Here is a 21,163-nt window from a genome sequence, read left to right on the forward strand (position 1 = left end):
ACGTGGACGACGGTCCGGGGATCAGCGGCCACTGACCCCGGCCGTCGCCCCACGACCCACCCGTCGGCCCCACCACAGCGGTTCCGGCCGACAGGTGGCACGGTCCGGCCCTCCGGCGGGAGGGCCGGACCCATGTGCGTGGGGCGGTGTCACCCCGCGGAGCCGGTGGCCCGGAGCAGCAGCAGCGCCACGTCGTCCGCCCGCTCCTCCGCCGCCTCGGTCTCCCTCACCAGACTGTCGGCCAGCGCGTCCAACGGCCGCTCCCCGGCCGACGCCAACCGCTCCCCGAGATCCGCCAGCGCGTCCTCGATGTCGACGCCCGGCGACTCGATCAGCCCGTCCGTGTACAGGACCAGCACCGAACCCTCCGTCAGCGCCACCTCCGTCGTCGGGTACGTCGCCGCCGCGTCGATCCCCAGCAGCGGACCACCCGCTAGGTCGAGCACCCGCACCTTCCCGTCCGGCCGGCGCAGCAATGGCGGCGGATGCCCGGCCCGCGCCATGACGGCCGTCCCGTGCTCCGGGTCCAGCCGCAGATACAGACAGCTGGCGAACAGTTCCGACCCCAGGTCGATCAGCAGCCGGTTGGTACTGCTCATCACCTCCTCCGGCGTCTGCCCGACGGTCGTGTACGCGCGCACCGCCGTGCGGATCTGCCCCATCAGCCCCGCCGCCGTCACGTTGTGTCCCTGCACGTCGCCGATGACGGCCGAGGCCCTCCCATGGGAGAGGACCAGGTCGAAGAAGTCGCCGCCGATGTCCATGCCACGGGTGGCGGGCAGATAGCGCGAGGCGGACTCGATGCCCGGGATCGAGGGCAGCGAGTGCGGCAGCAGCGCCTTCTGGAGCCCGTGCGCCACCTGGTGCTTGGCGTCGTACAGCAGCGCCCGTTCCAGCGCCTGGGCGATGAGGCCGCTGAGGCTGGTCAGCACCGCGCGCTCGTCGGCCGGGAACGGATGCGGCTCCGCGTACCCGAGCACCCAGGTGCCCACCGGCCGCCCCGAGGCGATCAGCGGGATGTACGCCCACGCGCCCAGCCCGTCCGGGGTCTCCTGGCGCAGCGGATAGAGGTGCTCCAGCTGTTGCCGGGACTCGAAGAACGCGGGTACCCCGGTGGTCAGCGCGTGCGCCCCGGGCATCGCCGCGGTGAGCGGCATCCCGTCGAAGCGTTCCACGAGGTGCGGGTCGGCGTAGCCGCGGTGCCCGAGCACATGCAGGCGCCCCGCGCGGGAGCCGAGCATCACCAGGGCCTGGCTGCCGATGGCCGGGGCGATCTCGTCGGCGACCAGATCCACCACGTCCTGCACCCCGACCGCCTCCGTGAGCGCGCTCGCCAGCGCCAGCACATGGTGGATGGTCACCAGCCGGCCCGGCCCGTCGTGCTCCTCCCGCGCAGGGTGCTCGGCCTCCGCGACCGCGCGGGCCCGCGCGATCCGCACGCTCAGGCCGTTGGACCCCGGGTACAGCCGGAACGACAGCCAGTCGCTCGGCGGTCTCAGCGCCACGAACGAGGTCACGTGCTGGCTCATCAGGGCCGCCCGGTACCGGTCCTCGTACGCGGGATCGTTCAGCCACGGCACGGACACCCACAACTGGGTGCCCAGCAGCCCGCTCACCGGGATGCCGAGTAGTTCGGCCGTGGCCGCGTTGGCGAAGGTGATCCGCCCGTGCAGATCGAGCGCGCACATCCCGTACGGCAGCCGCGCCACCATCCGCGCCGCCTCCACCGTGCCGAGGGTCCCCGCGACCGTCGTCGTCGACGGCGCCGACAGGTCCGGCTCCGGCCGCACCGGCCGGCCCTCCTCCTCGGCGCGCCTGAGCCGCATCGCGAGCCGTTCGCAGGCCGAGGTCAGCTGGTCCCGTTCGCGCTCGCTCAGCTCCGGCGGGTGGGAGCCGGGCCAGGTCAGGAAGACGGCGCCGTAGGTGGTGTCGCGGGTCGCCACCGGCAGCGCGGCCAGGGCGAACGGGTAGGGCAGGACCACGGCGATCCGGGGATAGCGGCGGGCCATCTGCTCCTCGCCGTTGACCCACACCAGCCGCCGCCCCCGCACGGCCTCGGAGACCGGGATCGGCGAGTTCAGCCCCACCCGTTCCCAGGGCGCGGCGAACGACCTCGGCAGCCCCGCCATGACCGCCATCTCCAGCACCGGCTCGTCCGGCGTCAGCAGGTACACCGCGCCGGAGTGGGCCTGGACGTCGTCCATCATCGCGGCCAGCGCCAGCGACAGCAGCGGATGGCCGACGCGGGCCGTCTCGACGGTCGTCCGCGCGCCGGACATGTGGACGTCGGACATGCCGACCACCTCCTCGCACGACCGTGCGACACGCCCCAGGGTCAAGGCTCCCCCCTGGGGGCCGCACCCGCACGGCGAGCACCGTGCCGGGACACACCGCCGTACCCCCTCTCGCCCACGCCATGCCCCCTCGCTGATGCGCGGCATCGCGCACGGGCGCCGGGAGTGCGCCCCCACGCACCCCGATGGCTGGTTCTTCGCGCCCGGGCGTGGTCGGGGGCGCCAACAATGGGCACGCGCTGAGCGGAGGACATCGGTGGCCGGCAGGCGGAGGGGCGAACGTGATCCGGGTACTTCTCGTGCACGACGAGTGTCTGGTCAGATCGGTGCTGGCGGAGTGGCTCCGCCGGGAACCCGACCTGGCGGTGTTCGACGCGTCCTGGCGCGCCGCGCCGGGGCGGGTGCGGTCCCTGCGCCCCGACGTCTGCGCGGCGGACCTGGACTGCGCGGACGCGGTCGGCATCCCGCCGCTCGCCGATCTGCGCGCCACGGGCGGCCCGAACCCCGGCCTGCTGGTCCTCGCCCACGCCGGCAGACCCGGCCTGCTCAAGCGCGCGGCGGAGGCCGGTGCCCTCGGCTACGTGGACAAGGAGGGCTCCCCGCAGCGGCTGGTCTCCGCGATCCGTGAGGTCGCCCGGGGGAGACGTTTCATCGACGACTCCCTCGGCTTCGGCTTCCTCAAGGCCGCCGAGATGCCGCTGACCCGGCGGGAGTTGAGCGTGTTATCCCTGGCTGCCGAGGGAGCCTCCGTCGCGGAGATCGCCGGCAGCCTGCACCTCTCCCACGGAACCGTGCGCAACTACATGGCCGCGATCACCCGCAAGACGGGGGCGCGCAACAGGATCGACGCGATCCGGATCTCGCAGGGGGAGGGATGGCTCTGAGGCGTCGGGGGAGCGGACCGGCGTAGGGGCCGGGGACCACGCGCCGACCAGGTCCCGGTAGAGCGGTGAGCGGGCCAGGAGGCCGTCGTGGTCCCCGTACGCCACGGACCTGCCGTCCATGACCAGCACCCGGTCCGCGCGGCGGGCCGAACTGACGCGGTGCGCGACCACCACGAGGGTCGTGCCCGGCCGCCGGGCGAAGGCCCGCTCCGCGCGTTCCTCCGCCTCCGCGTCCAGGTGACAGGTCGCCTCGTCGAGGATCACGACCGACGCGTACGACAGGTACGCCCGCGCCAGCGCGACGAGTTGCCGCTCCCCGGCGGACAGCGCGCGCGGGTCGACCTGGGCGGCCGGTCCGCCCAGCCGCACCATCACCTCGGTGAGCCCCACGGCCTCGGCGGCGGCCCACAACTCGTCCTCGGGCACGGGTTTCGGCCGTAGCTCGCCGAGGTTTTCTTCGAGGGATCCCCGGAAGACGTACGCCTCCTGTGGGATGAGCACGCGGTGTGCGCGGGATGTGGCACCAGGTACCGGCTGCCCACACAAGTGGACGGTGCCCTGCCGGGGGCGCAGGAGACCCGCGACGACCCCGGTGAGCGTGGACTTGCCGACGCCGCTGGGACCGACGACGGCCAGGTGCGTGCCGTGGGGGAGACGGAGGTCGAGTCCGTCGAGGACGGGGGCCGCGGAGGCGCCGTAGGCGAAGGTGACGGAGGCGAGGGAGAGGGCGTCCCGGGAGGCCCCGGCGTGGGGGAGGGCAGCTCGGGGGAGGGCGGCGCGCGGGACGGTCTCGCCGGGGACTGTGGGGTCCACCGGCGGCGGGGTGGGAGCCGGGGACAGTCGGCGGAGCACCACCGCGAGTCGGGAGCCGCTGGTGCCCAGGCCGAGGACCAGGTTCTGCAGGGCGGGCAGGAGGGACTGGGTGACGTAGGCGAGGGCACCGATCAGGGCGCCCGCCGTGACGCCCTGGTCCAGGAGCCAAGGGGTGGTGAGCAGGAGCAGCAGGACGGGCAGTTGCCCGCCGATCGCGAGGGAGGCGACCCGTACGACGCCCCAGCGGGCCAGGGAACGCGCCGCCCGGAACTCGGCGTCGACGCACCGGCCGGTGTCGGCGGCGACCGAGTCCTCCGCACCGGCCGCCGTGATGTCCCGCAACCCCGGGCAGACGGCACCGAGCCGGTCGGCGAGCGCCTCGTCGGCGACGAGGAAGCGCTCCTGGCGGCGGGCCAGAGGCCTGAGCGTCACCAGGAAGAGGGCGACGCCGACGGCCAGCGGGGGCGCGACGACGAGCAGCAGGGGCGGGGCCAGCGAAAAGAGTCCTACGAGCGCCCCGGCGGAGGTGAACAGGAACGAGCGGGACACCATGACCAGTCCGGCGAAGGTGTCCCGGGCGATCTCCACCTGCTGGGTCAGCCCGGACAGGGCCCCGCCGTCCGCCTCCCGGACCCCCCGCCCGACCACCCCGCGCACCAGCCGGTCCCGCAACGGCTCCACGAGCCCCGCCACGCACCCGTACACCCGCCAGGTCCCCAGCGCGCCCAGCACCACCGCCCCGGCGGCGGCCCCGAGCCACCCCAGCCCGACCCCGGCCCGCCCCGCGAGGAACCCGTCGTCGAGGGCCCGAGCCAGCGCGTACCCCATCAGAAACGTCTGCCCCGTCTCCAAGACAGACCACAGAACCAGCCACGCGACGACCGGCGCCCGCCCCCGGAGGAAGCGAAGGCCCCGGCGGAGGAGGCCGGGCGGGGGGAGGACCGGGGAACCGCAGAGCGGGGGGACGCCCGGGGGGCCGAGGGCCTGCGGCGACCCGTCGGCCCGCCCGGCCCGCGGCCCGCTCCCCGCCAGGCGGTTGGCCTGCCCGGCCCCCGCCCCTGCGCCGGGCGTGCCCAGCGACGCGGTGGTGTGCTCGGTCCGGGTCGACTCGGGTTCGTCTCCTCCGGTGGACCCTCGTCCTTCGCCACCGTCCTTCATCGGCCCCCTCCGCCCGACGTGTCCCCCCGGCCCGTGGCGGCCGGCTCCCGCGTGCCGAACAGCTCCCGGTACTCCGCCGAGCGCCACAACTCCGTGTGCGGCCCCACCGCTCGCACGCTCCCCCTCTCCAGCCACACCACCGTGTCCGCGCGGGCGGCCGTGGTGACGCGGTGGGCGATGAGGAGGCGGCTGCCGCCGGTCGTGGGGCGCAGCAGCGCGTCGGTGATGTCGTGCTCGGTGAGGGTGTCGAGGCTGGAGAGGGCGTCGTCGAGCACGAGCAGACGACTGTCGCGGGCGAACGCGCGTGCCAGGCCCAGGCGTTGGGCCTCGCCACCGGACAGGGGTGCTTCGACGCACAGAGTGGCGTAACCCTCGGGAAGGCGGCGGACGAAGCCGTCCGCGTGCGCGGCGCGGGCCGCCTCCCGGACCCGGGCGGGGGAGGGGCGGGAGAGGCCGAAGGCGATCGTGTCCTCCACCGACTCGCCCAGCAGGGCGGGGCGTTCGAAGGCGTGGACGATCGCCCGGCGCAGCTCGCGACGGTCCAGCTCGCGAAGGGGCACCCCGTCGAGCCGTACCTCTCCCTCGTCCGGGTCCACCAGCCGCCCGGCCACCGCCGCGAGCAGCGACTTGCCCGCGCCCGACCGGCCCACGACGGCGACCGTGGCACCGGCCGGGACCACCAGATCGACGCGGTCCAACACGGCGCGCCCGCCCCGGCGGACGGTCACGGAGCGCAGCTCCAGCCGCCCCGTGCCGGAGGGCGGCAGCGCGCGTTCCCCGTACACGGTCGGGGGTTCGCCCTCCAGCTCGTCCAGGCGCTCGGCGGCCGTCCGCGCGCGGACCAGGCCCGAGAGCTGCCCGACCAGGACGCCGACACCCGCGGCCAGTACGGCGTACCGGGACACGGCCAGCAACTCGCCGACGGACAGCTGCTGTCGGGTCAGCAGCACCCCGGCCGTGGCCACGACGGCGAGCTGCAGGAGCGGGGCCACGGTCGCCGCTCGGGCGGCGGCGCGGCCCTGGACGTGCCACATGCGGTGCCCCTCGCGGGAGAGTTCGGGCAGGGGGCGCAGGACACGGGCGACGGTGCGGTCGGCCGTGCCGGCGGCCGCGATCGTACGGTGCCCGGCGACGGCCTCGGCCAGTCCGCCCGCGATACGGCCCTGGGCACGCTGGTAGCGCGTCACGCAGTCGGAGGAGTCCCGCGCGAGGGCGCGCAGCACCAGGGCGAGCAGCGGGGCGCCGATGAGGAAGACCGCCACGAGCCGGGGGTCGATCAACGCGAGGGCGACCACCGCGCCCAGGGGCCCCGCGAGCGCGGCGAGCAGAGCGCCGGCCGTCGCGGGGGCCGTACCCGCCTGGGCCGCGTTCCCGACGAGCCGGGCCACCAGGTCCCCCGGGCCGAACCGGGTGACGGCGCGTGGCCCCACTGCCAGGACGTGCCGGACCAGACGGTGGCGCAGCCACGCGGTGGCCCGGGCGTTCGTGGTGCCGCCGAGCACGGTCTCGACCGCGTCGAGGACGGCCACCGCGAGGACCAGCGCGGCGCACCACAGCACCCGGCGCGTGGCGTCCGGGTCACCGGCCAGCAGCAGGTCGAGGGCCCCGCCCAGCGCGATCGGCAGCAACAGGTTCGCCCCCGTCGAGACCATGGACACGAACGCCAGGGCCGTACAACGGGGGCCGGAGTGCCGGACGGTCGAGCGCAGCAGGGGGACGGACACGGCCGCCGGGCCGCGGGCACCGCCTTCGGTGAGGGTCGTCATACCCGTCCTCACGTGGGACGACCGGATGAACGGCCGGATGAACGGCAGGGAGAACGGCCGGATGAATGGCCTGATGAGTGACCGGAAGAAAGTCGGATGGGCCCCGGACGGCCCCTCCCCGGACAGGGGAGGGGCCGTCCGGAGCCGTCGGCGCGACTCAGCCGCCGTGCCGGTCCGACGGGCGTCCGGGGTGGCCCGGACGCCCCGCTCGGACGATCAGAGGCAGAGCGTGATGCTGGCCGCGCTCACACAGGACAGCACGCTCAGGGAGCTGGGGCCGCCGGTGCCGGTCGTCTCGTCGGCTTCCATCGTCTGCAGGTCGAGAAGTGCCATGTCGCTTCCTTTCGATCGATGGCCCGCGAAGGGCCCTTGTGGGGACGGGATGGTGCGTCACGACTCCGCCGGACGGCGGAACCGCGTCATTGGGGCCGCCGTCGTGGCGGCGGCAGGAACGGAAGGTGCGCCGTGGTGTCGTCGGCGGCGGCGTGGGCCGCGCCGAGTGCCAGCAGGCACCCCGCCGTTCCGGTACCGAGGTCCATGGAGAGCCGCATCAAGTGGTTGCCGGGGAAGGCCAGTTGCCCCTGGTAGGGCATCGAGTGCCAGCCGAGGGCGGCGATCTGCTCCGCCAGCCGCTCGCGCGGGGCACCCGTCCGGGCGAGGTGCAGGATCATCCCGGCGCGGCCCTCGAACAGCCCCGGCTGGGCGTAGAAGCGGTAGGTCGCGGCGGTCAGGACGCCCGCACGGACCCGGGCGGACTCGTCCGTCAGGCGGGCGAATTGGACGCCACCGTCATCGGCACGGGCACTGTCACCCTCACCGGCACTGTCACCCTCACCGGCACTGTCACCCTCACCGGCACTGTCACCCTCACCGGCACCGGCACCGGCCCCGATGCCGCCGACCGCCGCCACGTAATCGTCGAGCACCATCGCGACGCCCACGCTCCCGTCGCCGAGGTACGGCATCGTGCGCCACCCCTCGTCGACGGCCAGCCCGCCGTTCTTCTGCTCGACGAGGCACTCCAGGTCCTGCCGCAGCGCCTCGCCCGCCGCGTCGAGCGCCGCGCGGTCGCCCGTCGCCTCGTACCGGCGCAACAGGAACAGCGCGGGTCCGCTCGCGCCGCGCAGCAGGCCGGCGCGCCGGCGGGGCGGTGCCGGGCGGGGCTCGGCGAGACGGTGCACGAGGAGGTCCGCGGCCCGCGCCGCGTGGTCGCGCAGCGCGGACTCACCGGTGGTCCGCGCCAGCTCGTCGAGGACCAGTCCGAGGCCGGCCATCCCGCCGCGCAGGTCGGACGACAGCTTGTGCCACTTCTCGCCGAGGATCTGCTCGACCAGGTCCAGGGCCCGCTGCCGGTGCCCCAGCCGCTCCAGGGTGTGGGCGACGCCCGCGAGACCGTCGTACAGGCCGAGCGGAGTGCCGATCGGCACCGGGTCGGTGTGGTCGAGCAGCCAGCGCTCACCCTCCTCGTAGCGTTCGGCGCCGACCTCCGCGAGCGCGTACAGGACGCCGGCCGCGCCGTGTGCGAGCCCGAGGCCGCCGCCGTCGGAGAACTGGGCGACATCGCCGGGGAAGAGCCGGTCGTCGCGCTCGGGCGTCGCGGAGGCCAGGATCGCCTTGACCATGGAGTCACGGCTGTAGGGCCAGTCGCCGGGCTCGGCGAGGGACCAGTCGGCCGCCACGCCGCCCGCCCCGGCCGCGGGCGCCCGGGTCCGCGCCACCCGTGCCGGTGCCGATGCCGGTGTCGGCCCCGTCGCCCCGATGTCACGGGAGATCTCGGCCACCGCCTCGTCCAGGAACGCGGGCGGCACCTGCGGGAACTGCTCCGCGATCACCGCCGCCAGATGCGCGGCCTTCTCCCGCTCCACCACCAGCAGCGAGGTGACCGGCAGGAACAGAGCGAGGCGCAGACACGCGAGGGCGTAGCGGTCGACGGCAGGGCCCGTGCGGTCCGGGGGCGCGAGGAAGCCGGGGTGGGCGACGACCTGGCGGCCGTTCTCCTCGGCGGGCGCCGCCGCCTCGAAGTCCAGCAGCGACACCGAGTGCTCGTCGGGCGCCACCATGATGTTGAAGACGTGCAGGTCGTTGAAGACGATCCCGCGCGCGTGCACCGCCTCGACCGCCTCCTCGACGGCCCGGTGGACGCGTAACGCCCACGCCGTGTACGCGGCGACCGCGTCCGGTCCGGGGTCCGGGGCGAGCAGCGGGTGGCGTTCGGCGACGTAGGAGTTGAGCGGGCGGCCCTCGACGAAGTCCATGACCAGGAAGCGGTGGTCGCCCAGGGTGAACCAGTCACGCACCTCGGGCACCACCCCGAGGCCGGAGAGCCGCTCCAGCGCCGCCTTCTCCCGCTCCAACCGGGTGACCGCGTCGGCCCCGTCGGCGGCCAGCCCGGCGTGCGGGCGCCCCTCCTTGAGGACCACCCGTCGGCCGTCGCGGGTGTCGGTGCCGACGTACACCCCGCCGCCGTTGGAGAAGTGCAGCGCCTTCTCGATGCGGTACGGCAGCTCGCCGACCGTGGTCGTGTTGCGTGCCGCCAGCTGCGGCTCCAGGAACGCGGGCAGGGTCACCCAGTCGGGCACATGGAAGGTCGGCTTGCGCTGGTCCGGCACCAGGATGCCCGCGCCGTCGCGGACCGCCGGGACGAGCGTGCCGCGCTCGTCGACGACGAAGGAGCGGGCGAAGGCGCCGTAGCGGACGTACAGCGGTCCCTCGTTCCAGCGCAGGTCGGTGAGGATGTACGGCCCCTCGAAGCCCTCCAGGAGCGCCCCGAGCTCGCGCAGGACGAGGTGCAGCTGCTCCTCGTCGGCCGGGTAGACGGTCACGAACTTGCCGCTGGTGTCGCGGGCCGCGTACTTCGCGTTGCGCAGGTGCAGCAGGTGCGGGCCCGGGACGAACTTGAACGGGATCCGCCGGGGCACGCAGTAGTCCCACACGATCGCCGCGACACGGTCCGCGTTCGCCCGGGTGGCGGAGGCGTGCACCTTCCATCCCTGGGTGGGTCCGGGACGGGGCCGCCCGCCGTCGTCGACCGGGGTCAGCGTCAGCCAGTCCCCGATCCGGGCGGCCCGCCAGCCCTCGGGGACCGCGCGCCCGGCCGTCTCGTAGCCCGGCGCCGCCGTGCCGGCGCGGTCACCGGCCGACAGCCGGTCCGGTGTCTCGTAGAAGTGTCGGTCGGCGAGCGCGTACGCCTCGTACCGCTTGTCCATGCGCGTCCCCCGGGTCGTGTGCCGTCACTGCCGTCGCCCCCTGGGCCGGGTGAGGACGAGCCTTCCAGCCCGCCCCGGTGCCCGACAGTCACGGCTGTCACCAGTGACCCGTCACGCCTGTCACGCGACCACCGTGCGGAACGCATACGTAAAGATCTGTTCGGCTGCTTTCGAACCCGACGGCGCCCCGCGGCGAGGCCCCCGGCCTCGCCGAACGGTCCCAGGGGCTGCGCGAGCGGGCCGGAAGCGCTGTAATTGCGGACGTGGTCAGTGAGGGCGCTGCGGAACACGGAACGAGGACGCTGCGTGCCGAACTCGCGCTCAAGACGCTCGGCGGCGATCTCGATCCGCACGAGCGGCTGCACGCCATCCTCGAACAGGTGCTCGTGTTCACCAGCGCGACCGTCGCGGCCGTGTACCTCCCCGACGGTGAGGGCGAGGCCCTGTCCCTCACCGCCTCCGCCGGCGTGCCGAGGAACCTCTACGGGCTCTCCGACAGCTACCCGGCCTCGGGCACCGCTCCGGTGGCCGAGACGTGCCGTTCGGGCCGCCCGCGCTGGCTCGCCTCCGCGGACCTGCAGCGGGACGCCGGCGCCGACGTCGACCGGGACGCCGGCCTCCCCGAGGACGCCGACGCCAGCCGTGCCCCGGCCGAGGGCTTCACCCTGGGCGTGCTGCCGCTGCGCGAGCGCGGCTGTCTCGTGGCCGTCGGTGACGGCACGGACGCCTTCGACACCGAGGACCGGCACTGCCTCGACCTGCTCGCGGAGGCGGCCGCCGGTGCCACCCCCGCCCCGGCCGCCGGGTCCGGTGCCTCGTTCGACCTCGCCATGGACACCGGGCGGGTCGAGGTCGACGACGGGCTGCTGGAGCTGTTCGGCATGGGCCCGGACGACTTCGACGGCCGCGTCGAGACCCTGATCGCGCTGACCGTGCCCGAGGACCTGCCGGCGCTGATGTCCGTCGTGGAGGCGGACCACATGTCCATCGGCGACCGGGAGCTGGAGTTCCGCATCCTCCAGCCGTCAGGCGAGCAGAAGTGGCTCCGGCTGCGCGGCCGGATCCTGCCCGGCGGCGAGCTGCGGCCAGCCCGTCTCGTCGGCACCGTCGCCGACGCCTCCACCCTGCGCACCGGACGCGGCGACGTGGCCCGCATCCAGCGCCTCGCCGCCGCCCTCGCCACCGCCGGCACCGTCCGGGACGTCAGCCAGGCCGTGGTGACCGCCCTGCGCAAACCGCTCCAGGCCGACCGGATCGCCCTCGCCGAGCTGGAGGGCGACCGCCTCGTCGTCACCGTCCTCGATCCGCCGCAGCCGGAGGTCTGGCCCGAGGTGTGGCGCTCCGAATGGCGCTCAGAGTGGCCGGACGCGCCCGTGCGCACCATGCCGACCCTCGCCAACGCGCTGCGCGAGGGACGCGCAGGCATCTGGCCCGCCGGAGCCGATCTGGAGCCGGCCCTCGCCGACGTCGGCCCCGGCGGCCTCGCCGTCCTCCCGCTGCCCGCCGGCGGCCGCATGGCCGGGGCCTGTCTGATCGGCTGGGACAACCCCCACGACTTCGGCCCCGAGGAACGCGCCCTGCTCACCGCCGCCTCGGGCCTGGCCGGGCAGGCCCTGATGCGGGCCCACGCCTTCGACGCCGAGCACGAACTCGTGGGCATGCTCCAGCGCACCCTGCTCCCGCGCCGACTGCCCCAGCTGCCCGGCGCGGTCGCCGTCGCCCGCTATCTCCCCACCACCGCAGGGCTGGAGGTCGGCGGCGACTGGTACGACGTCATCCCGCTGCCCGACAACCACGTGGCCCTCGTCATCGGCGACGTCCAGGGCCACAACGCGGGCGCCGCCACCCTGATGGGCCAGATGCGCACCGCGCTGCGCGCGTACGCCGTCGAGGGGCACCCCCCGGACGTCGTCGTCTCGCACGCCAACCGGCTCCTCATGGACATGGAGACCGACCTGTTCGCCACCTGCTGCTATGTCGACATCGACATGGAGGAGGGCTCCGCCTGGTACGTCCGCGCCGGCCACATCCCGCCCGTGCTGCGTCACCCGAACGGCAGCACCGAGATCAGCGAGTCCGAGGGCGGCCCGCCGCTCGGCGTCGTGATGCAGGCCGACTTCCCGATGAGCCCCCTGCGGCTGACCCCCGGCACCCTGCTGGCGCTCACCACGGACGGCCTCGTGGAGTCCGCCGACGTCGACGTCGAGGACGGGCTCGACCACCTCGCCGCCGAACTGTCCGCCGCCGACCCCGCCCACCTCGGCGTGGTCGCCGACACCCTCCTCGGCGGCGCCAACCGCGACGACGACGTGGCCCTGCTGCTCGTCCGCTACGACGGCATGGCCCTGCGCCCCCAGCGCGAGAACTGGAGCGTGTGGCGCGTGCCCCAGGCGGTCGGGCAGGCCCGCCGCTACACCCGGCGCGTCCTGCGCCGCTGGAGCGTCGACTCCGTGGCCGACAGCGTGCTCCTCGTGGTGTCCGAGCTGGTCACCAACGCCCTCGTGCACACCGACGGCCGGGTCCGCCTCGACCTCACCCTGCTCGCCGACCGCCTCCGCGTCTCCGTCGCCGACTCCTCCCCCCGCACCCCGATGAAACCCACCGTCATCGGCTGGGAGGCCACCGGCGGCCGCGGCATCCTGCTCGTGGAGGCCATGTCCTCCGCGTGGGGCACCGTCCCGGTCAGCGGCGGCAAGCAGGTGTGGGCGGAGATCCCCATCGAGTGACACCCTGTCCGGGTGCGACTGCTGCTCCTCTCCGACACCCACCTGCCCAAGCGCGCGAAGGCGCTGCCCGCACCGCTCCTCGCGGAACTGCCGCGCGCCGACGTGGTCGTGCACGCCGGCGACTGGGTCGACGAGGACACCCTCGACCTCCTCCAGGCCCGCTCACGCCGACTGATCGCCGTGTACGGCAACAACGACGGCCCCGGCCTGCGCGCCCGCCTCCCCGAGGTGGCCCGCGCCGAACTGGCCGGGCTGCGCCTCGCCGTCGTCCATGAGACCGGCCCCGCCCAGGGCCGCGAAGCCCGCTGCGCCGCCCGCTTCCCCGACACCGACGTCCTCGTCTTCGGCCACAGCCACATCCCCTGGGACACGACCGCCTCCACCGGCCTGCGCCTGCTCAACCCCGGCTCCCCGACCGACCGCCGCCGCCAGCCCCACTGCACCTACATGACGGCGACGATCACGGACGGCACCCTGACGGAGGTCCACCTGCACCGACTACCGCCCAGGACCTGAGCCGGGCCCCGCCGCCACCCCCTCACCGGCACCAGGCCGCGCCACCACCCCCTCACCGGGGCGGGGCCGGCGGATGGATCACCCCGGTCGTCGCCGTCAGCGGCGCCCCGCTGCCGCCCCACCGCAGCGCCACGATCTCCGCCGCGACGGACACCGCCACCTCCTCCGGCGTACGGGCACCGAGGTCCAGGCCGACCGGGGAGCGCAGCCGGGCCAGTTCTGCCGGGTCGAGCCCGGCCTCCCGCAGTCGCCGAGCGCGCTCCTCGTGCGTCCGGCGGCTCCCCATCGCCCCGACGTACGCGGCCGGCCGGCGCAACGCCTCCTGAAGGAGCGGCACGTCGAACTTGGGGTCGTGGGTGAGCACGCAGACGACCGTGCGGTCGTCGGTGACGGTGCCGCGCAGATAGCGGTGCGGCCAGTCGACCACCACCTCGACGGCGGCGGGAAAACGCTTCGGGGTGGCGAAGACCGGGCGGGCGTCACACACGGTGACCCGGTACCCGAGGAAGTCACCGATCCGGGCCACCGCCGCCGCGTAGTCGATCGCGCCGAAGACCAGCATGCGGGGCGGCGGCGCGAAGGAGTGCAGGAAGACGGTGACCGAATCCTCGCGCCGCTCCCCGTGCGGACCGTAGTGCCGCGCTCCGGTGACGCCCTGGGCCAGCTCCCCGCGCGCGTCGGCGGTGACCGCGGCGTCCAGGCCCGCCGTGCCGAGGGTGCCGAGGGTCCGCTCCGGCCACACCGCCAGCGTGGCGCCGAGCCGGCCGGGGCCGTCGACCACGGTCGCCACCGTCACCGGACGCCCGGCGCCCACCGACGCGACGACCTGCCCGAACGACGGGTCCTCGGCCGCCGTCACCCGGCGCACCAGGAGCGTGATCTCTCCGCCGCAGGTCAGCCCCACCGCGAACGCGTCGTCGTCGCTGTACCCGAAGGTCGCCGACCGTGCCTCGCCGGACGCCACGACCTCCTGGGCCAGCTCGAACACCGCGCCCTCCACACAGCCGCCGGACACACTGCCCACGACCTCGTCACCGGGCCCGACCGCCATGGCCGCCCCCGGCCCGCGCGGCGCGCTCCGGCTGACCGCGACGACGGTGGCGAGGCCGAAGGGGGAGCCCGCCGCGTACCACGCGCCGAGCGCCGGGAGGATGTCACGCATCGCCCGCTCCTCTCACGTCCCCTCCATCCAAGTACGAGGGCCGGGGTACGGCACACGGGGCGGGCCCCCGCGCAGCCGTGCGCCCGCGTGGAAGCGGCCGACCGGGTGCGCGAACGCCCAGGGGGACGAAGGCCCGCGCCCCTGTTCGGGTGGCCTGCGCCCCTCGCCGCGCCAGGCGTGTTGCCACGGGAGGCCCAGGTACATGAAATGACCATGCTCCTGACCCGAGCACCCACCGTCACACACACCTGGGAGGACGCATGCCCTCTGCCACTGCCCGCGGCGCCGTGACCCTCGGCGCCCTGGCCGCAGCTCTCACCACGTCGCTCTCCGCGCCGGCCGCCGCGGACGTCGGGGACGAGGACGTCGTGCGGGTCAAGCTCGTCGGCCACGCCGCGTACGACACCGCCCCGGCACACCCCGCGCCGGGCGACAGCTGGACCACGTATCTGCAGCTGCACGACCCCAAGGGCAAGTACGTCGGCGACAGCGGCTCGCGCTGCACCGTCGTCGAAGCGGACCACCACCGGTTCACCGCCCAGTGCACGCGGGTGCTGCGCCTCAAGGGCGGGGAGATCACCCTCCACGACATGATCAGCCGCACGGGTCACAAGCCCGTCACCGCCAAGACCGCCATCGCGGGCGGCACTGGCATCTACAACGACGCCGAGGGCGAGGGCTACATCACCTTGCTGCGCAAGCGCGTCGTCTTCGACCTCTACGTCGATGACTGACCGGTGTTCACCCGCCGACGGCACGTCGGCCGTTCCGCCGCCTGAGTGCACCCTGTCCGACCTGGAGGTTCTGTGATCACATCGGCTGTCCGCGGGGTGGTCGTCACCGCCCTCGCCACCACGCTCGCCCTTCTTCCGACGTCGGCGCACGCCGAGCAGAAGGACGAGGACAACGACATCGAGAAGGTCGAACTCGTCGGCATCAACCGGGTCGCCACCTGGCCGTCCCTGGACGGTGTGGTCGGCAGCACCTGGACCACCCCGCTGGCCCTCTACACCAAGCACAAGGCGAAGAAGTCGGGGAAGACCGAGCTGCGGTACGCCGGTGACGGCGAGTCGGAGTGCGATGTGGTGCAGGCCCGGGCCCAGGCGGTCACCGCCCAGTGCACTCGCGTACTGCGCCTGAAGAAGGGCACGCTGACCCTCAGCGACATGGTCGACTACCGGCCTCTGCGACCCGTCACGGCCAAGACCGCCATCGTCGGCGGCACCGGCCACTACCGCTCCGCCTACGGAGACGGCTACATCACCCTGGACGGGCACCGGACCCACATCGTGCTCAACGTCGACGAGTGACACGAGGCCGAACCGACGACCGGTGCGGGAGACGCGGCGCGCGTCCCCGCACCGGTGCCGTTCGGTTCCGGGCCGTCCTCAGTCGTTCACACCTGAGGTCTTCTCGATGAGGCGGGTGAAGACGATGAGCGCCCCGAGGGCGGGCAGCAGACCGGCCAGGGTCCACAGGACGCAGAAGCCCGCCGACGCGCTGACCGTCATCAGCAGCAGCGTGGGCGCGTCCTCGGAGATTCCGGCCATCAGCAGCAGGAAGACGATGGACAGGATCCCCATGCCGATGATGGTGAAGAACGGCCACAGGTAGTTGACGACGGGGAGGAGCCGGGCCTTTCTCGCCCTGCGCAGAAAGGTGTTGTCGCAGGCACGGGTGATCATCGCGAGGACGGCGAACACGGACCCGATGACGACACCCACCATGGAGACGGCGACGCCCAGCACCTCGTCCATCGGCAGGTCGTCGTCATGCCCGATCCAGGCGCCCCCGAGACCGCCGGACGTCGCCGCCAGCGGCTCCCCCCACCACCAGCTGCGCAGGCTCACGTGCACGACCCGCATGAACTCCTTGACGTACTTGTTGCCCATGGTGCGTCCCGCGGGCTCCTCGGGGGACGAGCCAGTGTCGGTCCGCGGTTCTGTGCCCATGCAAGCCCAGCCCCATGGTGGTCGGTCTCGCCGAGCCCCTCACACGCGGCTCGGCCTTGGCGGCTTCACGTCGTCACGGGCCGGGCAGGAGGTCGTCACCGCCCTGCCGGCGTCTCTCCGCCTCCACTGCCGCCTCGTACCGGCCCATGTCCCGTATCGCGTCGTACAACGACGCGCAGCGCTCGTTCCGTGCGTCCGACCGCTTCTGCCCCTCCGGGGCCCCGAGGCGATCGAGACGGGGCAGGGCGCTCCTCGGGTCGAAATCACGAGTGCCTGGCGTGTGTTCGCGGAGCCCGCGAGCAGAGCTGTCCACCGCTCGTACCACCTTTCCTGTACGCCGGACGGAGTACCGAACAAATCGGCTCAAACTGCGCTCAACCATAGGCCGGTTCCGTCGGCAGGGCCCTTCATGGTGACGTTCGGGTGAACATCGGCTGAATTCCGGGCGCCTTCGATCGGTGGCGTCCTCCGTCCGATCCGGACGCCCCCGCGGTCGGTGCGCGAGGCCTCGCGCGGCCGCCCATGGGCAAAGAATCGGTCGTGGCAGGTGAACTGTCTTGCGAAAAAGGGTACTTACTCGTGCGTCAGTTGCTATTGACGGCTCGCCTGCCCATTGGGACGGTAGTGCACATGTCGAATGTGGCGGACATGTCAAGATTGCGCACTAGTCTGCTCGGTGTCCTGGTACTCGTCACCGGCTTCCTGACCACGGCGGGCCCCACCCAGCCCGCCTCCGCATCCACGGACGAACTCTGGTTCGACGCCCAGGCCGCGACCACCCTCACGGTCGACGGCGGCACCTTCAAGGACGGCCTCGGCCGCGAGGTCGTCCTGCGCGGCTACAACGTCTCGGGGGAGACGAAACTCAAGGAGAACAACGGTCTGCCCTTCGCCTCGGTCGCCGACGCGAAGAAGTCGGCGACCGCGCTCAGGGCGCTCGGCGGCGGCAACTCCGTCCGCTTCCTGCTCTCCTGGGCCTACGCGGAACCGGTGCGCGGGCAGGTGAGCACCTCCTACCTGGCGGCGGCCACCGCGCAGATGGGCGCTTTCCTGGACGCCGGGATCAAGGTCTACCCCGACTTCCACCAGGACCTGTACTCCCGCTGGCTGTTCGACTCCGACAGCTGGTACACCGGCGACGGCGCCCCCAAGTGGGCCGTCGACCTCGGCGACTACCCGGACGAGTACTGCGGGATCTGCCCGTTCTGGGGCCAGAACATCACCTCCAACGCGGCCGTGACGGAGGCGACGTACGACTTCTGGCACAACACCTATGGACTCCAGGACTCCTTCCTGGACACCGCGCAGAAGACGATGACGTACCTGAAGGCGAACCTCTCGGCCGCCCAGTTCCAGGGTCTCGTCGGCTTCGACCCGTGGAACGAGCCCCACTTCGGGACCCTCGACTCCGGGCAGACCAGCAGGACGTGGGAGAAGGACGTCCTGTGGCCGTTCTACGTCAAGTTCCGTGCCCGGATGGACGCGGCGGGCTGGCAGTCCAAGCCGGCGTTCGTCGAGCCGAACCTCTTCTGGAACGCCAACATCGACTTCCAGAAGCAGGAGGGCGGACTCCTCGACGCGGGCACCATCGGACCGCGCTACGTCTTCAACACCCACTTCTACGACCAGAAGGCGATCTCCGGCGTCTTCATGTGGGGCAAGGCGGAGAACGGCCAGTACGTGAACGACTTCGGGACCGTCCGTGACCGGGCCGCCGCCGGCGGCACCGCGGCCATCATCAGCGAGTTCGGACACCCGCTCAGCGGCTCGGTCTCCGACAAGGCGCCCACGGTCTACAAGGCCATGTACCAGGCGCTGGACTCCCGGGTGAAGGGCGTCGACTGGTGGTCGAACCCGACCGCCTCCGGCCCGGTCCTCTCCGGCTCCCAGTGGCAGTGGGACATCTACTGGGGCCGCCACCACGAGCTGATGAACGACAACCCCGACAAGGTGCAGGCCGAGGCCGACGGCTGGAACGGAGAGGACCTCTCCGCCGTACGCCTCGACGACTCCGGCACGGCCGTGCTCCGGCAGGACGCCCGGATGCTCGACCGGATCTACCCGAGCGCCACCGCGGGCCGCACGGTCGCCTTCACCTACGAGGACCGCTCGCGCGACGGCTCCACGACGCTCACCTGGAACCCGGTGCCCGGCTCGCTGCCGAACGTCTCCTCGCTCGTCGGCTCGGGCCAGTACTCCCTGCTGGTCTGGCGCTCGGACGGCAGCACGGAGCCGACCGAACTGCACCTCCCGGCGTCCTTCCCCACCGCGTCCACCACGGTGGTGTCCGACCTCGGGGTGACGGCCGCGCCGCCGGCGTACACCACGTCCACGCCCATCGCCGCCGCCAAGGAACCCGGCGGCACCGGCAGCCGCCGTCTGCTCCTCACCGCCGCCGACTCGGGCAAGCTGCACTACGCCCTGGTCACCAACGGCGCGACAGCCCCGACCGCGACGCGGCTGAGCGCGGCGCGGACGGAGCTGTCGAACTGGCTGACCGCCAGGTTCAGTTAGCCGAGGGTCCGGTCCAGTCGGCGGGCACCTGTGCCACGCGCACCCGCTGGGGGTGGTCGCCGACTGCGACGGACACGGTCTTCTTCCCGGTGGCGAAGTCGATCGCCGTCACCTGATCGGCGCCGCTCTCGGAGACCACACAGGACTTGCCGTCACCGCTGACGGTCGACCAGTACGGCTTGGAGACGGGGACCAGCGGGCCCTCCTGGAGGGTCGCGCGGTCCACGACGGTCGCGTAGTCGTCCATCGTGCCCGCGACGCACAGCTTGGTGCCGTCCGGCTTCATCGTCAGACCGTGGTGGCGGGAGTCGTTGACGAAGGTGGTGCGGTCGTCGCTGACCCCCGGGGTCTTCGGCAGGGTCTTGGTACGGGTGATCTTGTCGGTGGCGATGTCGTACTCGAAGAAGCCGTTGAAGAACGACACCTGGAAGTACAGCTTCGTCTCGTCCGGCGAGAACGCGGCGGGACGGACCGCGTCCGAGTAGTCGCTCAGCCCGATGGCGTCGAGCCGCTCCCGCATGTCGATCACCTTGACCTGCTCGAAGGTGTTCGCGTCGGCGACCGTGATCTTGCGGTCGCCCTTCGTCCAGTCCAGCCAGGGCGCGTCGGTCTGGGTGTTCACATCGCCGATCGCCATGTTCCAGACGTACTTGCCGTCCTTGGTGAAGATGTTCTCGTGCGGCTTGTCGCCGGTCTTGAACGAACCGACCTGCTTGCCGGTGACGATGTCCAGGACGTGCACGGTGTTGCCGGTCGACGCCGACACCGCCACGCGCTTGCCGTCGGGGGAGACCGCCATGTGGTCGGAGCGGTAACCCGACACGGGGAAGCGCCAGTTGATGGCGCCGGTCCTGATGTTGATGGAGACCACGTCGGCGAAGCTCGGGCGGGAGACGACCATCGACGAGCCGTCCGGCGTGGAGTACATGTCGTCCACGTACTGGTCGTGGCCCTCGCCCACGCTGTTCCGGATCGTCATGTAGGCGATCCATCGGATCGGATCGGCGTTGATCTCCGCCATCCGGGCGTCCTTGTCGGGGATGACGTTGATCCGGCCGATCTTGGCGAAGTCGCCGGAGGCCTTGATGACATCCGCGGTGCCCTCCCAGTTGTTGCCCACGAACATCACCTGCCGCAGGTCGGCGGCGGCGCTCGCCGGGGTCGCGGTCGCGGCGGCGGACGTGGTCAGCGCGAGCGCGACGGCGACGGCACCGAGGTGCCGGGTTCTGCGGCTACGGGGGGTGGGGGAGAGGGGCATGTCGGATCCTCCTGCGCGGGCGGAGTCTGAACACACCTGTGTTCAGAACAGACTTACTGGAAAGTAAGGAACGGTCCCGCTTCACCACAAGAGCAGGGACACGACAAAATCGAGCGACGGCCGCATCGGCTGCCGTACGGGTGAGGTCCGTGAGGTTCCGTCGGGAGGAGAAACGTGTCGGGCAGGCTCAAACAGCCCACCGGCCGTTACGGGGGCAGAACCGCCGCGGAGCGCCGGGCCGAGCGCCGGGACCGCTTCCTCGACGCGGGGCTGCGGCTCTTCGGCGACGGCCCCGGCTTTCGGGGGACCACGATCGCGGCGCTGAGCGAGGCCGCCGGGTTGTCGACCCGCCAGTTCTACGAGGAGTTCCGCTCCCTGGAGGACGTGCTGGCCGCCCTTCACCTACGGGTCAACGACTGGGCCGAGGAGGCCGCGCTCGCCGGACTCGCCACGGCGGAGGGGCGGCCGATCGCCGAGCGGGCCACCGCGGCGTTCCTCGCGTACGCCGGCAACGTCACCGGCGATCCGCGCCGACTGCGCATCACCTTCACCGAGATCGTCGGCGTCAGTCCCCGTCTGGAACGCCAGCGCCTCGAACGGCGCGCCCGCTGGATCGACTTCATCTGCGCCGAGGCCGACGCGGCGGCGGAGCGCGGCGAGGCGGTGCGTCGTGACTACCGCATCGCCGCCACCGCCTTCATCGGCAGCGTCAACGGACTCCTCCACGACTGGCAGGCCGGCTGGGTCGACGCCCCCCTGGACGAGGTGGTCGACGAACTGGTCCGACTGCTGCTGGGGATACTGCGACCGGCGGAATGGAGACCGGAGGAGGACGGAGGGGCGGAACGGTAGGGGGCGGCAGGGTGGTTCTTCGGGTGCGGGACCGGTGGGGGCTTGTCGCGCAGTTTCCCGCG

14 protein-coding genes and 1 pseudogene are annotated in these 21,163 nt (G+C 73.0%); 7 read left to right on the forward strand and 8 right to left on the reverse strand.

Annotated elements, in window-relative coordinates; genetic code table 11:
• Positions 1 to 149: 149 nt before the first annotated feature.
• A complete protein-coding gene (locus tag PUR53_RS15855) occupies positions 150 to 2,294 on the reverse strand; it encodes a SpoIIE family protein phosphatase (RefSeq protein WP_329908655.1) in 2,145 nt (714 codons plus the stop codon).
• A 185-nt stretch (positions 2,295 to 2,479) separates the two neighbouring features.
• Between PUR53_RS15855 and PUR53_RS15860 the strand changes: the two are divergent.
• Positions 2,480 to 3,094 (forward strand): annotated as a pseudogene (locus PUR53_RS15860) (response regulator); the annotation flags it as partial.
• On the opposite strand, the gene PUR53_RS15865 reads toward PUR53_RS15860, so the two are convergent.
• The 4 genes from PUR53_RS15865 to lanKC all read right to left on the reverse strand — a co-directional run bounded on the left by PUR53_RS15865 (position 3,017) and on the right by lanKC (position 10,121).
• Positions 3,017 to 4,819, reverse strand: a complete 1,803-nt coding sequence (locus tag PUR53_RS15865; protein WP_329898068.1) for an ABC transporter ATP-binding protein — start codon at positions 4,817 to 4,819, stop codon at positions 3,017 to 3,019. The pseudogene PUR53_RS15860 and the gene PUR53_RS15865 sit on opposite strands and share 78 nt — an antisense overlap.
• 326 nt (positions 4,820 to 5,145) lie before the next feature.
• On the reverse strand, positions 5,146 to 6,915 hold the full coding sequence (locus PUR53_RS15870) for an ABC transporter ATP-binding protein (protein ID WP_329908657.1): 1,770 nt from the start codon (positions 6,913 to 6,915) through the stop codon (positions 5,146 to 5,148).
• A 216-nt stretch (positions 6,916 to 7,131) separates the two neighbouring features.
• Positions 7,132 to 7,248 carry a SapB/AmfS family lanthipeptide gene (locus tag PUR53_RS15875; protein WP_005483995.1) on the reverse strand — a complete coding sequence of 39 codons (117 nt, stop codon included), beginning with the start codon at positions 7,246 to 7,248 and terminating at the stop codon, positions 7,132 to 7,134.
• A gap of 86 nt (positions 7,249 to 7,334) precedes the next feature.
• A complete protein-coding gene (gene lanKC / locus PUR53_RS15880; protein WP_329908658.1) occupies positions 7,335 to 10,121 on the reverse strand; it encodes a class III lanthionine synthetase LanKC in 2,787 nt (928 codons plus the stop codon).
• Between the two features lie 263 nt (positions 10,122 to 10,384).
• On the opposite strand from lanKC, the gene PUR53_RS15885 reads away from it, so the two are divergent.
• Together PUR53_RS15885 and PUR53_RS15890 are read left to right on the forward strand one after the other, a co-directional pair.
• Positions 10,385 to 12,847 carry a SpoIIE family protein phosphatase gene (locus PUR53_RS15885; RefSeq protein ID WP_329908659.1) on the forward strand — a complete coding sequence of 821 codons (2,463 nt, stop codon included), beginning with the start codon at positions 10,385 to 10,387 and terminating at the stop codon, positions 12,845 to 12,847.
• Positions 12,848 to 12,859: 12 nt separating this feature from the next.
• Positions 12,860 to 13,363: a metallophosphoesterase family protein gene (locus tag PUR53_RS15890; RefSeq protein WP_329898072.1), complete on the forward strand. Its 504-nt coding sequence runs from the start codon at positions 12,860 to 12,862 to the stop codon at positions 13,361 to 13,363.
• Between the two features lie 52 nt (positions 13,364 to 13,415).
• On the opposite strand, the gene PUR53_RS15895 is transcribed toward PUR53_RS15890, so the two are convergent.
• Positions 13,416 to 14,525, reverse strand: a complete 1,110-nt coding sequence (locus tag PUR53_RS15895; protein WP_329898073.1) for an XdhC/CoxI family protein — start codon at positions 14,523 to 14,525, stop codon at positions 13,416 to 13,418.
• Between the two features lie 260 nt (positions 14,526 to 14,785).
• Here PUR53_RS15895 and PUR53_RS15900 point away from each other — a divergent pair, with 260 nt between their 5' ends.
• Positions 14,786 to 15,259 carry an allene oxide cyclase barrel-like domain-containing protein gene (locus PUR53_RS15900; protein WP_329898074.1) on the forward strand — a complete coding sequence of 158 codons (474 nt, stop codon included), beginning with the start codon at positions 14,786 to 14,788 and terminating at the stop codon, positions 15,257 to 15,259.
• Positions 15,260 to 15,331: 72 nt separating this feature from the next.
• Positions 15,332 to 15,835 carry a hypothetical protein gene (locus PUR53_RS15905; protein ID WP_329898075.1) on the forward strand — a complete coding sequence of 168 codons (504 nt, stop codon included), beginning with the start codon at positions 15,332 to 15,334 and terminating at the stop codon, positions 15,833 to 15,835.
• A 78-nt stretch (positions 15,836 to 15,913) separates the two neighbouring features.
• Here PUR53_RS15905 and PUR53_RS15910 read toward each other — a convergent pair whose 3' ends face one another.
• Positions 15,914 to 16,477 (reverse strand): hypothetical protein, encoded by a 564-nt coding sequence (locus PUR53_RS15910; protein WP_329898076.1) that lies wholly within the window; start codon positions 16,475 to 16,477, stop codon positions 15,914 to 15,916.
• A 630-nt stretch (positions 16,478 to 17,107) separates the two neighbouring features.
• Between PUR53_RS15910 and PUR53_RS15915 the strand changes: the two genes are divergently transcribed.
• Complete coding sequence (locus tag PUR53_RS15915; RefSeq protein WP_329898077.1) at positions 17,108 to 18,991, forward strand: cellulase family glycosylhydrolase; 1,884 nt, start codon at positions 17,108 to 17,110, stop codon at positions 18,989 to 18,991.
• Here the strand turns inward: PUR53_RS15915 and PUR53_RS15920 are convergent.
• Positions 18,984 to 20,249 (reverse strand): YncE family protein, encoded by a 1,266-nt coding sequence (locus tag PUR53_RS15920; RefSeq protein ID WP_329898078.1) that lies wholly within the window; start codon positions 20,247 to 20,249, stop codon positions 18,984 to 18,986. The two genes, PUR53_RS15915 and PUR53_RS15920, sit on opposite strands and share 8 nt — an antisense overlap.
• A gap of 174 nt (positions 20,250 to 20,423) precedes the next feature.
• On the opposite strand from PUR53_RS15920, the gene PUR53_RS15925 reads away from it, so the two are divergent.
• A complete protein-coding gene (locus PUR53_RS15925) occupies positions 20,424 to 21,101 on the forward strand; it encodes a TetR/AcrR family transcriptional regulator (RefSeq protein WP_329898079.1) in 678 nt (225 codons plus the stop codon).
• Positions 21,102 to 21,163: the final 62 nt, after the last annotated feature.

Origin of the sequence: Streptomyces sp. SP18BB07 (assembly GCF_036322545.1) — a bacterium.
Lineage (GTDB): Bacteria > Actinomycetota > Actinomycetes > Streptomycetales > Streptomycetaceae > Streptomyces > Streptomyces deccanensis.

Excerpts from the sequence above, each read along its gene's own strand:
- PUR53_RS15920 (WP_329898078.1), bottom strand. The coding sequence starts at position 20,249 with ATGCCCCTCTCCCCCACCCCCCGTAGCCGCAGAACCCGGCACCTCGGT.
- PUR53_RS15910 (WP_329898076.1), bottom strand. The coding sequence starts at position 16,477 with ATGGGCACAGAACCGCGGACCGACACTGGCTCGTCCCCCGAGGAGCCC.
- PUR53_RS15855 (WP_329908655.1), bottom strand. The coding sequence starts at position 2,294 with ATGTCCGACGTCCACATGTCCGGCGCGCGGACGACCGTCGAGACGGCC.
- PUR53_RS15865 (WP_329898068.1), bottom strand. The coding sequence starts at position 4,819 with ATGGGGTACGCGCTGGCTCGGGCCCTCGACGACGGGTTCCTCGCGGGG.
- lanKC (WP_329908658.1), bottom strand. The coding sequence starts at position 10,121 with ATGGACAAGCGGTACGAGGCGTACGCGCTCGCCGACCGACACTTCTAC.
- PUR53_RS15895 (WP_329898073.1), bottom strand. The coding sequence starts at position 14,525 with ATGCGTGACATCCTCCCGGCGCTCGGCGCGTGGTACGCGGCGGGCTCC.
- PUR53_RS15900 (WP_329898074.1), top strand. The coding sequence starts at position 14,786 with ATGCCCTCTGCCACTGCCCGCGGCGCCGTGACCCTCGGCGCCCTGGCC.
- PUR53_RS15875 (WP_005483995.1), bottom strand. The coding sequence starts at position 7,248 with ATGGCACTTCTCGACCTGCAGACGATGGAAGCCGACGAGACGACCGGC.
- PUR53_RS15870 (WP_329908657.1), bottom strand. The coding sequence starts at position 6,915 with ATGACGACCCTCACCGAAGGCGGTGCCCGCGGCCCGGCGGCCGTGTCC.
- PUR53_RS15915 (WP_329898077.1), top strand. The coding sequence starts at position 17,108 with ATGTCGAATGTGGCGGACATGTCAAGATTGCGCACTAGTCTGCTCGGT.